The organism is uncultured Campylobacter sp. (assembly GCF_938017705.1).
In the GTDB taxonomy this organism is placed as follows: domain Bacteria; phylum Campylobacterota; class Campylobacteria; order Campylobacterales; family Campylobacteraceae; genus Campylobacter_B.
Genome location: NZ_CALIIS010000136.1, coordinates 1 through 12,027, shown reverse-complemented (window position 1 = coordinate 12,027; position 12,027 = coordinate 1). Strand labels below are relative to the sequence as shown.

The following is a 12,027-nucleotide window of genomic DNA, read 5'->3' as shown; positions in this document are numbered from 1 at the left end:
GATGCCGCAAGATGCGCCGCAAACATGCAAAATTACACGATTGTTTTGATTGACGGCGAACGACTGGCGGAACTGATGATAAAATACAAACTCGGAGTTCAGGTGCGGCAAAATATCGAGATTTGCGACATCGACGGCGACTTTTTCGGCGATGAAATTTAAGCAAAGATAAAATATGTTTTCAGATTAAGCGCGAACGGAACAATTTAGCTAGACGATCTAAATTATGAGCTAAATTTTACGACTAGCGGGGTTAAATTTAGCCGCCCAAAGCGTCGGGCTAAAGCCTGATCAAAAGAAAATAGAGTCGCCGCAAAATTAAAATTCCGCAAAAATATATTCGTTAAAAATCAAGCTTGCGCTCTTAAATTTCAAGGTATAATTACGAAGCAAATTTACAAAATTTAACCGAAGGAGAAACCATGAAAAAATTTCGCTCACTACTGCTGTGTGCGGCGGCGGCTGCGACTTTGAGCGCCCAAAGCGAGAGTAGTGAGGATAAGGTGGAAAAAATCACTTCGATTGACATCTATGTTTCGCCGTTTTATTCGGCTAAGGAGGGCAAGCCCGAATACGTGCACGTTTACGAGCCGATCGACGATCTGTTGATGAAAAACGACGTAGCTAGCCTGAAAAAAGCGATCAAAATCATCGAGGACGCCCCGGATATGGTCGCTCCGACCACGCTGATGACCGTCGCGGCGCGCGCTTATGATCTGGGGCTTAAGGACGACGCGGTGTTTTGGTTCTACGCGGGCAAAAATCGATTCCTAACCTTTGCTCGCGTCATCGACGTCAAGGACGAGATGTTTCGTGAGACCGAATCTGCGAATGCGGCGTTTTTACAGCTCGTCGGCAACGTGGTAAATCCATACGCATTCTGCGATCTCGCTAAACAGCGCGATGCGGCGGCACGCGCTAGGGACTGGGTCAAGGCACACCCGTATAAAGCGATATTTGATGAGAAATTTCCATCGCACTTCGCAGATCGCGCCGCCGCGCTCAAGGCAGCCGAGGACAAAATGGACGCCGCGCTACTTAGGCAGGACGAGTTTTTCGCAGACCCCGCTAAAAAGGCGGACTTCCTAGCCAAGCGCAAAGCAAATAACACGGATAAGCGCTTCTGCGATTAGTATCGCCTAACCAGCGGCACTTTTGAAAAATCGGCATTATTTGAAATTTTTAGCTGCCAAAAATTTAGTGTCGTATTTTATCTCTTCAAGCGGATCTGCGCGTGAATTTAAAATTTTATGACGTAGAATTTTATCGCTAACGGCACGCAGTGAAGCTTTGATATAAATCAGCCTAGATCTGTTTAAAATTTAGCAGAAGCTCGCACGTAATTCTATTTCTCATAAATTCTATCGACAACTAACACAAAATCAGATCAAATATTGCTAAAATTCCAGCCGTTTGGCGACGTAAAATTCCACCGCTACCGCCTAAAAATCGAAGTTTTTAAATTTAGCCGCGCAGCGAAATTTATCCGTTTTTATATACGAACATTATATAATTATCAAAATTTTTTCCAAGGAGAGAGGATGAAAAAGCTCGCTACGATACTTGCGCTGCTCTGTGCGGCGGCGTTTGCCAAGAAGTATGAGTATATGGTGCAAAGTATGAGCTACGGCTCACTCGGAGAGCGCAAAGAAAGCACGTATCTAAGCTACGATACGGCGGCGCGCAAGCTGGAGCAGATAAGAGATACGAACTCCTCGGACGGCCCGGGCTCTAGCTACAAAGAGATCAGCTACTTTGACGAAAAGGGGGAGATGGTTAAATTTGAAGTATTTAACCTCGATCTTAAAAGCGGCAAGTGGAAAAAAATAGAAGACTACACGGAAAGCGTAAAGGGTAACGTCACGACGCGCGAGAGCAATTCGATAGCGGATGACGGCACACGCAATGCGAGCAAAACCGTCTCCAGCTACGACGGCAACGCGACGCAGGATGTGCGATATAAGCTCATAAAGGGTAAATGGCAGAAAGAGAGCATGAACAGATCCGTAAGAAACGCGTGGGGTAAGGAGGAGCTTACGATAAGCTTCAAATGGGACGGCAAGAGTTGGCAGCCCAAAGATAAGACCGAAATTTTCTACGACGGCTCAGGAGAGATGAATGGATACGTAACCTACGAGTTTGTAAACGGCGCGTGGCAAAACAGCGAGCGAGAGATGCTTAACGGCGATCGGAACGGCAGCTACGAGCAGATCCGCAGCACTTTTCAAAACGGCGCGTGGCAAAACGCGACGATGAGTAAGCACGAGCTTGACGCCGCAAAGGGCGAGGAGGTCGTTACGAGCTTCATCTGGAACGACGAGAAGGGCGCGTGGGATAATATGAGCAAACAGACCGCTATCAAGAAGGGCGCGGATATTAATATGACCTCGTATCTGTGGGATGAACAACTTAAAGATTGGGTCAAAAGCTACTCAAACGGCGAAATTTACGATAAATCGGGCGAGCGCCCGCTCGTGCAAAGCTTTGAATCAAATTCCAGCAGCGGCAAATACGTCTATAGCTACGACGAGCGCGGCAGCAATACGGCGATGGATATCTACAAGCTTGATGCGAGCGGCAAATGGGTGCAAACCGGGCGCTCGGAGGCCACTTACGACACTACAATCTCAGCCGATAGCGTGGGATACGGTGCCGCGCTGATGATGTTTGAGATGCCTAGCATCTACGCGATAACGAGCTTTAAGGAATTTAAGATTAAAGACGGCAGGTCCGAGCTCATAACGGAGCAGACGTGGAAATACAAAAAGATAAAGTAGCGTTTGAAGATGCGTCGGTAAAATTTCGCGGCTAAATTTTACCTGCGCGATCTACGAGTGCTGCAGTTAAATTTAGCAGGCGCGACGCTATTTATGCGGACGCGGCGTTGTGCGGTTAGATTTAGCAGGTGCGGCGTCGCATTTAAATTTAACGGACGCGGTGTTGCGCGAGCTATGCGGTTAAATTTAGCTAGCGCGGATGTTTCGTGTGCCGCGTAAATTTTAAAATTTAAATCCTACGCGGCGGCAGCTCCGCACTCAGCGGCGGCAAAAGGAGAGGATGAAAATGATTTTACCCAGAGCGGCTATTTTGGTTTTAATTTCGGCGAGTATCTGTTTCGGCGCCGTAGAGGCGCAAGATCACGGCGCGGCAAGCGGACAAAAACAAACGATGCAAGGCGGAGAAAGAGATGATCGGACGCCCGCGGACAAGCAGAGTAGCGAAATAAACGCAACAAAGCGCGCAGACGAGCAAGGCGGCGAGGCGCAAAATTTTAAAATCAAAAGGCGCTATTTTCGCAGCTGTTCGTGCCTGCACAAACAAAAATCAAAGGGACCAGTCTATCTCTACGATGAAATTTCGCAAGAGCAGGCCGAAAAATCGGCGAGCTATTTCATCGGCTATTTCAAAGAGGGCAAGCTAAGCCACTATGAGAAAATTTACGAAGGCGAGAGAGCTTTTTCGAGCGAGGATATAAAGCGGTAGACATGATTTAAAATTCAGATAAAAGGAGCGGTCATGAGAGGTATTTTTAAAATTTCGCCCGAGGGTGCGGCAGATTTTGCAGCGCTGAATTTAAAGGCGCGAGCGATTATTTCGGCGGGCGCTTTTGGGGCGCAGGCGGCAGTTTTAGCAGACAAGCTTCGGGCGCGAGCGGCAGTTTTAGCAGGCTCTATTTTGGCGGCGATGTTAACGCTTGCGATGCCTGCGGGCGCGACCGAGGCGGTGGCGAAACATGCGGCGGCGAATAAAATTTGTCTGCAAAAGACGAGTTACAAAACAGAGGGCGGCGCCGCGCCGCGCTACGAATATGAAGTGAGCCAAAACTACGACGCCAAAGCCCGCCGCCTAGAAAAAATCTACAAAAAGAGCAGCGAAGAGGGAGCGTCCGTATCGAAAAGCTTTAGCAAATTTGACGAAAGCGGCGAGCGCGAGATCGAAAATATCGAATACGACTGGGACGCGAATACAAACAAATTTCGCGAAACGGCGATAAGCAAGCAGGAGATCGCAAAGGACGGCTCGAAAATTTATTTCAGTCTGCAAAGCAAGGACGGCAAGCCATACGAGGGTGAAAAAGCCGTCGAAAAGCGCGAGGGCAAAACGGAAATTTTGCAAAATTTCACGCTAAAAAAGGGCAGATGGATGCCGACGTACCTTACAAAAAGGATTGTCGACGAAAACGACAGAAACAATTTCGTAGCGACCTATGAATGGAGCGCCAAAGTGAAAAAATGGATGCCGTACGAAAAATCGATATATCACTACAACGGCGATGTTTACGCGGGCTCAGAAGGCTACGCGTGGCGCGGCAAATGGGTGCCGCTTACAAAACATACCGTCTTTACGGCGGCGGACGGGACGCGCAGCGAGATAAATTTTATATGGAAGGACGACACATGGCAGCGCGATGAAAAGGTCTTGAGTAAGATCGAGCCTAAGTATAGGCGCTTTAGCGAGCTAAGATCGCGCTGGGACGCCGCAAAAAGCGAGTGGAGAGAGTACTACAAAAACGTGCACGAGGAGACCGAGGAGAGCAGACCGCTACGCGAGCGAACCGAGCTTTGGCGCGAGGAGTCGCAGCGCTGGGAGGTCGTGTTTGAAAACGAATTTAGCTACGACGCGCGCGGCAACGTGATAAAAAATCGCACGGCCTCCGACGGCAAGCAGTACGAGTATCTCTACGACTACGACGAGGCGGGCAATAACATCTCCATCATCCTGCGCGAGCCTGATGAAAGCGGCAAATGGCACGAAACGCAAAAGACGCAAAACGTCTTTGAGCCTGAAATTTTAGCGCACGACGTCCTGGATCGCGGCTTCATCGGCGACTACATAGCCGCGGGCGAAAACGCGATCAAAAGCAGCAAGCAGTATTTTCTAAAAGACGGCGAGTTTAAGCTAAACGAAACTCGCGAGTGGGTTTACGGCAAATGCGAGCCGCAATAAAATTTTGGAAAGCCTCATGAACGAGCCTTATATCGTTAAAATTTCAGATAGCGACGCGATGATGTTCGGCTGCGAAGCGGACGAGCGGGTGCGAGAATTTACCGCTAAATTTGACGGCTGGGAGTACGAAAGCGAGTTTGAGCGGACCAGCTATCTGCTCGGCACGGACGTTTTTATCGAGATTGCGAGCGAGGAGAGCTTAAATGAAGGCTCCTTACGCGCTCAAATTTTAAACGAGAAGGCCTTGGGCGCTGACGGCGGCACGACGTTTTTAAGCCTGTGCGAATGGGACGGCAAGGGGCATTCGCGCGAGCGATGAAAAATTTTACGCGCCATCAGCGAGGATGAGGACGGCGGCGCGGCATATCTGCTCCTTAGCCCGAAACGCATCGCCGCAGAGGAGCTGCGAGACGCCTTTGCGGACAAGCCGCCGCAGGAATTTGCGCGCATTATCGAAAGCCTCGAAGCCAAATACGAGTGCAAAGACCGAATGCTCTGCTACGTCGTTTGCTATTTTACGCCAAAGGGCAAAGAGGGGATGCGGGCGGACTTCGGCGTCTGAATTTAAAGCGCGGCAGATTAAATTTAAAATTTGCCTGCGCAGCGCGCTTGCGCCGAATAGCGAGAGTTTGATCTTGCGTGCAAAACCTGCGCCGCATGAGTGCAAACAAAATTTAAGCGATAAAATTTAAAACCGCCGCAATGAGCGAAATGGGGTCAGAATGATAAAATCCATAAAATTTGGGGGCGAAAGCATCGAGGAGCTGGAGGTTTGGTACTACGCCCCAAAGCACGAATGTAGCGCGGCGGAGTTCGCGCAGCAGTGCGGCAAGCTCGTGCGCGCGGACTTTGGGCTCGCCTCCCTTTACGAGATAAAATTTGAAAAATTTACGCCGAGCGAGCCCGATGATTTTATGAAAGAGCGGATAACGGCTGCTTTGAGCGCGGCCGGCCTATCAGGCGAGCCTCAAAATTTCGCAATGGGCGGCGAAAACGACTGGGACTGGCAGGAATGCTCGTTTGAGGCGAGCGGACAGCGATTTTTGCGCATCTGGGCAACGTCGGCTTGATAAATTTAGCCTGTAATACGGGCTTTGCGCGTCCGAGGTTTCGGGCGGATTTGCTGCAAAGCGCTTGCAAAAGATGCCTAGCGACGTTAAAATTCCGCGCTACCGCTTATCTCGCGCGATTTATGTGTGTTTAGATGCGGTAGCGCAATCAAGCCCGCAGAGTGAGCTAGCGCGCCCTATTTCGTGCAGATTTGCGCACCGAGGCGCAGCGGGCGCCCTGCTTTGAGCCAAAATTTATTTGAAGGGAAAATATGAAAAACCTATTTCTAGCCGCGCTTGCGGCATTAGCGCTTAGCGGCTGCGCGGGCTTAAAATGCGGCGCAAAGGACGGACGAGACGTCGCCAAGATCGACGTGCCTGAAGATGGCTGGACGAGATACCTAAGCACCGACGGCGAGATCAAGGAGGTCGCGTTTTTCACGGCGTTTTTCTCGGGGCAGTTCCGCCAGAGCCCAAAAGATGGCGAAAAGATCGGCTTCGTGCTTACCAAAAAGAGCGGCGAACGCATACCGATAAGGCTCGGCAATATGTATAAGGCGGCAGACGGCGCATTCGCGCTCGCGGATCTTGACGCGCAGAGCGACGTATGGGGCGGAGCCGAGGAGCTACGCAGAGCGAAACGGGCGAAATTTTATAAATTTCAAGAGGGCAGCGTCAAAGTGACGGACTATGAGGCGCAAGGCGGGCTTTGCGAAGCGTTTTACGCAGGCGAAAAGATAAGCGTCAAAAGCGTGCTAAGCCGCCGCACGAGCAAGTCTGGCGGAGCTAGCGGCGAAATTTCCACCGCGCAGACGCAGGGCGAAATATCGCGCGACGTCGTCAAGGCTTTAAACTCGCGCGAAAAGCCCTCGCCGCAAAGCTCTAGCAAAAATTTAACGAACAAAAAGAGCGCCGCGCAAAAAACCGATAGCGAGGCGTTAAAACCAGAGGCAGAGGCGCTAAAAAATATTATCTGCTACAGATAAAAACAAAGTCGATTGAAATTTCAGTTTAATGAGTAAAAATTTTGCTAGAATTTTGAATAAAAATATCTTTTTAAGGAGTAAAAAATGAGAAAAAGCGTTTTATTTTTTCTATTGCCGCTGTTTTTGTTCGGCGGCGAGGCGCAAAAGCAGCTAAACGTCTTTGAGCTAACGCCGTCAAAGATGCCGCCGCAGCAGTTTAAAGTCGAAGCGGTCTTTTCCAAAGAGATCAAAGCCGACTGCAACGACGCGTATCTGATCGGCGGCAAAATAGAGCAAAAAGAAGGCTCGGACGGGCTTTATTACGAGTTTAGCGGCGGCAACGAGCTTGCTCAAACGCTGATGCTCTGCGACGGCAAGAAGCAAAAGAAGCGTATCTATTACGAGCTTACGCATCCATTCGCCTACGACGGCGGCGAAATTAAAATTTTAGCGCCCAAAGACGTCAAGGTCGAGCTTAAAATTTACGAGCTCGTAGAGAGTAAAGAGCCTAAAATCCGTAAGATGAAATAATTTCGCAAGAAGCAGGGCGGACCGAGCTTATGCGTGGCGGAATTTCCGCCACGCAATAGATCCTTTCATCGCACAATGGGTTTGCGCGCAGGCGAGATAAATTCTACGGCGAAGAATGGAATTTCGGCATCAATGGGTCGTTTGGTTAAAATTTTAGTATAATTTTGCAAAAACAAGGAGAGAGCATGTCAGAGAGAATTTTTGAAAGCCTAAAAGAGCTTTTGACGCAGCAGGGGGCGCGCTTCCGCGTCGTAGCTCACGAAAGCGCGGGCACCTCCGCTGAAGTCGCCAAAGCCCGCGGTACGCAGCTAGGACAGGGTGCAAAGGCGCTGGTTTGCACGATCAAGGGTTTTAAGGATGGGCAAATTTCTTTTTCGCAAAATTTAAATTTAGCAAGCGCCGATGACGCGCAAAATCTCGACGCTTCCGCCCTTGCGAGCGCTCAAGGCTGCGAAAACGGCGTCTGCGCGGGAAATTTAACTTTAACCGCCGATCAAATTTGCGCAAATGTGCCGCAGCAGCTGAAGCTTCCTAGCGACAAACCCGCGGGCAGAAACGGCAGGATCTACGTCCTAGCGGTTTTCGCGGCCGATCACAAAACCGATCTAAAGCGCCTGGCACAGGGGCTTGGCGGCACAAAAGCATCGCTCGTAAGCCCCGATGAAGTGGGCGATCTCACGGACTGCGTCATCGGCTCGGTGCCGCCTTTTAGCTTCCACGACAAACTGCTGCTAATCGCCGATCCGTCGCTGTTCGGACGCTTCGAAGAGATTGCTTTCAACGCGGGCCTGCTTGATCACTCGATCATTCTAAACGCGCAGGATTACGCGCGCATTGCAGCTCCGCACATCGTTAGCTTCACCGAAAAGGCTACGGAAGGCGAATAGCAGCGCATCGTCCGTTTCACACAAGAAGAGGACTCGGATTAAATTAGCCCAAAAGCAAGGGTAGAATAGAAAAAGATGGCTAAGGATGGCTGTAAAGCGGCGCTTTGATTTTTGATCTTTTTTCTTCGTATTAAGGTTTTAAAATTTGCAGTATGATCAGGAGCAAAGAGATTGCGATCGAAACAAGGGGGAATGCTATGAAGAAGGTGTGGATATTTTTGCTGTGTCTACTTGCGCTATGCGGCATGGAAAATGCCGCGGCTAAGGGAGACGATGCGCCGCGGCCAGAGATTTATCAGAGTATGAAAGATATTTACGACAATCTGCCGATCGCGCAACTACCGATGCGCTATCCGGGAGGAATTTCGCCCTTAGCGGCTATCGATAAAAATTTACTTGATAAAAATAAGCTGTTTTCGTTCGCAAAGGAGAACTTTTTAATCGACAATCTAAGCACGTATTGGGAGAGGATCAAAGACATAAGGGCTTGTCGTTTGCCAGAAAAGAGCGTCAAAACAATTCTGCTGAGGCTTTATCTGAGTGATTTTCAAGATAGCAGGCACGGGCACGAATATGTTTTTATGTGCCTTTTAAACGACGCATTTCGTATAAGTGATTGTCGCGAAATTTACGCCGATTACGTGCACTGCGGTAAAAGCAAGCCGCCGATGCGCGCCAAGCAAGAGTTCGTCATCGACGCCGATTTACGCTGCATAGTAACAACGCTCTACTATACTTTAGATGCCGGCAAGGAGCTGCACAGAAATGTCTGCGTGCACGAAATAAAAAACGGCGCGATCGTTACTAAGGATTAAAATCCGAGGCGATTTTGCGAGATGATTTTAGCCGCAAATTTCATAAGCAGAGCGGCAAACTGAGACGTGAATTCGCTCTATCTATGAGCCCCGGCTATTTCAAATCGCGATAAAATAACGCTTAAACCGAGCCTCGAATTCATCATATTGATGAGGCGCTGTTTCGAGCCGCGCCAAAACGGCTCGTAAATCTTTGGTGCACCGCAGCGTCCCACTAAGATGCATCGCCTTACGGAGCATTTTAACGACGCGAGCGCTTTATTTGTTTTGGCTTCCTGCGACAAGCTGAATATCAAATCTGAAATTCTTGGCAAGCCCCAAAAGCAGCGAGGATAAAACATCCAAATTTTAAAATTTAAAAATTTTTAAAAAAATGTGAGTTTAAAAAGAATTAATCGCGACGATATCGCATCGCCGCGACTGAAGAAGGCATCATCATGCCCGCGAAGGTATTTATTTCATAGCGCCTTGTTGTTTCATCTGATCCATCATCTGCTTAAATATCTCTTTAGCTTGTTTGCAAGTGGCCTCTTGCTGCTCCTTAGGAAGTGCGCTGATCTGATCCATGGATTGCTTTTTTTGATCCTCATACATCTTGACCTGCTGCTCTTGACCCGCTTGTTTGTAGGTATCAACCATCTTATCAAGATCTGCGAAGTACTCTTTGCAGCTATCTGAAAGATCTGCGGCGCTAAGACTTAGCGCAAAGCCAAAACTAGCCAAAACTAAAAGTGATTTTTTCATTTTTCTCTCCTTGTAAAAAATCAGCGAAAGTATATCATTTAGCTTAGTAAATTTGCCTTAAATTTTAATCAAATACGGCTATTTTTTTAAATTTATAGCGCTTTTGAAATTTTAAAATTTTACTCTCGCCGCGACGCTTACGTTTTTTAAAATTTAACTCATCTTTAAATTTTAAAATTTCAGCTCTTGGTTTAGCAACAACCGCCGGTGCTCTTTAAAATTCGGTCCTCGCCGCCTCTTGGGGCTGCAGCGTAAAATCACTTCTCTTCAAATCTAATCTGTACCGATTTTTTGTGCGCGCCTAGCCCCTCGGCATCTGCTAGTGCCATGCACGCGCCTCCGAGCTCGTCTATGGCGCGCTTATTTAGCGCTATGATCGAGCTTCGTTTGATGAAGTTATAAATCCCCAGAGGCGAGAAAAATCGCGCGCTTCCGCCAGTCGGCAGCGTATGGTTAGGACCTGCGAGATAGTCTCCCATCGCCTCTGGCGTGTAGTGGCCTAAAAATATCGCGCCTGCGTGGCGTATGCGCGGAAGCAGCTCGTAGGCGTTCTCGGTCGCGATCTCGAGGTGCTCGACCGCAAGCTCGTTCATCAGCTCCACGCACTCGTTCATATCGCGAGCGATGATGATTGCGCCCTTGTTTTGGATGCTGGCGCGAGCGATCGGTTCACGCGCGAGTGTAGGAAGCTCGCGCTCGATGTGCTCTGCGACGGCAAGAGCGAATTTTTCATCGTCGCTTATCAAAAAGCTACTCGCGATCTCGTCGTGCTCGGCTTGGCTGAGTAGATCCACGGCGATGTTGCGCGGATTTGCCGCGGCGTTTGCGATGACGCCCACTTCGCTAGGGCCCGCGATCATATCGATATTTACATCGCCGAACACGAGCTTTTTAGCAGTCGCTACGAAGATGTTCCCGGGACCCGTTATGACATCGACTTTGCCGATCGTGCGCGTGCCGTATGCCATCGCCGCGATCGCGCTGGCGCCGCCCACTTTGTAGGCCTTTGTGATCCCTAGCACATGCATCGCCGCAAGCAGTAGCTCGTTTACGACGCCGCCCACAGCGGGAGTGCAGACGCTGATATCCTCCACGCCCGCGACGATTGCGGGGATAGCGTTCATTAGAAGCGAGCTTGGATACGCCGCCTTGCCGCCCGGGATATACAGCCCCGCGCGATCTACCGGCGTGATCTTTTGCCCGAGCATCGCGCCGCTTGGATCGAAGCTGAACCAGCTTCTCTCAAGCTGTTTTTCATGATAAGCGTAGATGCGCTCATATGCGACCTGTAGCGCGTTTTTTAGCTCTGCGGTTAAGCCTTCATACGCGAGACTCATCTGCTCTTGCGTGATAGCCAGATCGCCCTGCACGTGCCATCTATCAAATTTCTCTATCTGTTCAGCTAGCGCCTCATCGCCGCGCGCTCTGATCTCCTCGATGATGCCGCTTACGACGGGTATTACCGATCTCATATCCGTCTCGCCGCGGCGCACCAACCTCGCAAATTCCTCTTTGAAATTTGCCTTCGTGCTTTTTAAAATTTTCATTTTTGCTCCTTGTAATGCTTGGAATTTTAACGCTTTTTGCTAAATTTCGCCTTTAAGCTCGCGGCGATGTAAATTTACAGCTCGCCGATTTTCAAAAGATTAAGCGAAAATGAAATAAAATAGCCGAAATTTTAAACGGAGCGATGTATGAAAAAGATATTTTTAGCGCTGATCGCTACGGCGACTTTATCGCTAGCAGAAGCCACAGCTTTGTCATCAACGGAACAAGAGGATCCCGGTATAAGCAAGTTGCGAAGCAAATGCGATAATAACAACACCTTAGCATGCGTAAATCTCGCCATGGCATACTATTCAGGGGATGGTGTGAAGCAGGATTATGAGAAAGCAAAAGAGCTAAATTCTAAAGCCTGTAATTTGGGCGATGGCTGGGGTTGCACTACCTTAGGGGCGTCATACGAATACGGCAAGGGCGCAGAACAAGATTATAAAAAAGCGAGTGAATTGTATTCTAAAGCTTGTAATTTAGGATATGGCATAGGATGTACTAATCTTGGAATTTTATATGAACACGGCAAAGGCAT

Annotated in this window: 14 protein-coding genes; 11 read left to right on the top strand and 3 right to left on the bottom strand. The window is 49.1% G+C overall.

What is annotated here, in order from left to right:
- Window positions 1-422: 422 nt before the first annotated feature.
- The 5 genes from Q0605_RS06985 (at window position 423) to Q0605_RS06965 (ending at window position 5,266) form a co-directional block, all read left to right on the top strand.
- Complete coding sequence (locus Q0605_RS06985) at window positions 423-1,133, top strand: cytochrome-c oxidase (protein ID WP_298705435.1); 711 nt, start codon at window positions 423-425, stop codon at window positions 1,131-1,133.
- Window positions 1,134-1,541: 408 nt separating this feature from the next.
- A complete protein-coding gene (locus Q0605_RS06980; RefSeq protein ID WP_298705432.1) occupies window positions 1,542-2,777 on the top strand; it encodes a hypothetical protein in 1,236 nt (411 codons plus the stop codon).
- Between the two features lie 280 nt (window positions 2,778-3,057).
- Complete coding sequence (locus Q0605_RS06975) at window positions 3,058-3,483, top strand: hypothetical protein (protein ID WP_298705430.1); 426 nt, start codon at window positions 3,058-3,060, stop codon at window positions 3,481-3,483.
- Window positions 3,484-3,516: 33 nt separating this feature from the next.
- Window positions 3,517-4,947, top strand: a complete 1,431-nt coding sequence (locus tag Q0605_RS06970) for a hypothetical protein (RefSeq protein WP_298705427.1) — start codon at window positions 3,517-3,519, stop codon at window positions 4,945-4,947.
- A 16-nt stretch (window positions 4,948-4,963) separates the two neighbouring features.
- Window positions 4,964-5,266, top strand: coding sequence for a hypothetical protein (locus Q0605_RS06965; protein WP_298705425.1), 303 nt, complete (start codon window positions 4,964-4,966; stop codon window positions 5,264-5,266).
- 6 nt (window positions 5,267-5,272) lie between these two features.
- Here Q0605_RS06965 and Q0605_RS06960 read toward each other — a convergent pair whose 3' ends face one another.
- A complete protein-coding gene (locus Q0605_RS06960; RefSeq protein ID WP_298705422.1) occupies window positions 5,273-5,614 on the bottom strand; it encodes a hypothetical protein in 342 nt (113 codons plus the stop codon).
- 55 nt (window positions 5,615-5,669) lie between these two features.
- Between Q0605_RS06960 and Q0605_RS06955 the strand changes: the two genes are divergently transcribed.
- The 5 genes from Q0605_RS06955 (at window position 5,670) to Q0605_RS06935 (ending at window position 9,194) form a co-directional block, all read left to right on the top strand.
- Window positions 5,670-6,017 (top strand): hypothetical protein, encoded by a 348-nt coding sequence (locus tag Q0605_RS06955; protein WP_298705419.1) that lies wholly within the window; start codon window positions 5,670-5,672, stop codon window positions 6,015-6,017.
- Between the two features lie 251 nt (window positions 6,018-6,268).
- Entirely contained in the window at window positions 6,269-6,982 is a 714-nt protein-coding gene (locus Q0605_RS06950; protein WP_298705416.1) for a hypothetical protein, read from the top strand.
- 84 nt (window positions 6,983-7,066) lie between these two features.
- On the top strand, window positions 7,067-7,492 hold the full coding sequence (locus tag Q0605_RS06945; RefSeq protein WP_298705413.1) for an ecotin family protein: 426 nt from the start codon (window positions 7,067-7,069) through the stop codon (window positions 7,490-7,492).
- 185 nt (window positions 7,493-7,677) lie between these two features.
- A complete protein-coding gene (locus tag Q0605_RS06940) occupies window positions 7,678-8,379 on the top strand; it encodes a YbaK/EbsC family protein (RefSeq protein ID WP_298705410.1) in 702 nt (233 codons plus the stop codon).
- Window positions 8,380-8,576: 197 nt separating this feature from the next.
- Window positions 8,577-9,194, top strand: a complete 618-nt coding sequence (locus tag Q0605_RS06935; protein ID WP_298705407.1) for a hypothetical protein — start codon at window positions 8,577-8,579, stop codon at window positions 9,192-9,194.
- A gap of 453 nt (window positions 9,195-9,647) precedes the next feature.
- On the opposite strand, the gene Q0605_RS06930 is transcribed toward Q0605_RS06935, so the two are convergent.
- A complete protein-coding gene (locus Q0605_RS06930) occupies window positions 9,648-9,938 on the bottom strand; it encodes a DUF5339 domain-containing protein (RefSeq protein ID WP_291936556.1) in 291 nt (96 codons plus the stop codon).
- Between the two features lie 257 nt (window positions 9,939-10,195).
- Window positions 10,196-11,485, bottom strand: coding sequence for a histidinol dehydrogenase (hisD, locus tag Q0605_RS06925; RefSeq protein WP_298705404.1), 1,290 nt, complete (start codon window positions 11,483-11,485; stop codon window positions 10,196-10,198).
- A gap of 147 nt (window positions 11,486-11,632) precedes the next feature.
- Between hisD and Q0605_RS06920 the strand changes: the two genes are divergently transcribed.
- Window positions 11,633-12,027 (top strand): tetratricopeptide repeat protein (locus Q0605_RS06920; protein ID WP_298705402.1); only part of this gene is annotated, 395 nt, incomplete at its 3' end.

Bases quoted from the DNA above. Each gene is read 5' to 3' on its own strand.
- Q0605_RS06945 (WP_298705413.1), top strand. From the start codon at position 7,067: ATGAGAAAAAGCGTTTTATTTTTTCTATTGCCGCTGTTTTTGTTCGGC.
- Q0605_RS06970 (WP_298705427.1), top strand. From the start codon at position 3,517: ATGAGAGGTATTTTTAAAATTTCGCCCGAGGGTGCGGCAGATTTTGCA.
- Q0605_RS06980 (WP_298705432.1), top strand. From the start codon at position 1,542: ATGAAAAAGCTCGCTACGATACTTGCGCTGCTCTGTGCGGCGGCGTTT.
- Q0605_RS06940 (WP_298705410.1), top strand. From the start codon at position 7,678: ATGTCAGAGAGAATTTTTGAAAGCCTAAAAGAGCTTTTGACGCAGCAG.
- Q0605_RS06935 (WP_298705407.1), top strand. From the start codon at position 8,577: ATGAAGAAGGTGTGGATATTTTTGCTGTGTCTACTTGCGCTATGCGGC.
- Q0605_RS06985 (WP_298705435.1), top strand. From the start codon at position 423: ATGAAAAAATTTCGCTCACTACTGCTGTGTGCGGCGGCGGCTGCGACT.
- Q0605_RS06965 (WP_298705425.1), top strand. From the start codon at position 4,964: ATGAACGAGCCTTATATCGTTAAAATTTCAGATAGCGACGCGATGATG.
- Q0605_RS06950 (WP_298705416.1), top strand. From the start codon at position 6,269: ATGAAAAACCTATTTCTAGCCGCGCTTGCGGCATTAGCGCTTAGCGGC.
- Q0605_RS06930 (WP_291936556.1), bottom strand. From the start codon at position 9,938: ATGAAAAAATCACTTTTAGTTTTGGCTAGTTTTGGCTTTGCGCTAAGT.
- Q0605_RS06955 (WP_298705419.1), top strand. From the start codon at position 5,670: ATGATAAAATCCATAAAATTTGGGGGCGAAAGCATCGAGGAGCTGGAG.
- hisD (WP_298705404.1), bottom strand. From the start codon at position 11,485: ATGAAAATTTTAAAAAGCACGAAGGCAAATTTCAAAGAGGAATTTGCG.
- Q0605_RS06975 (WP_298705430.1), top strand. From the start codon at position 3,058: ATGAAAATGATTTTACCCAGAGCGGCTATTTTGGTTTTAATTTCGGCG.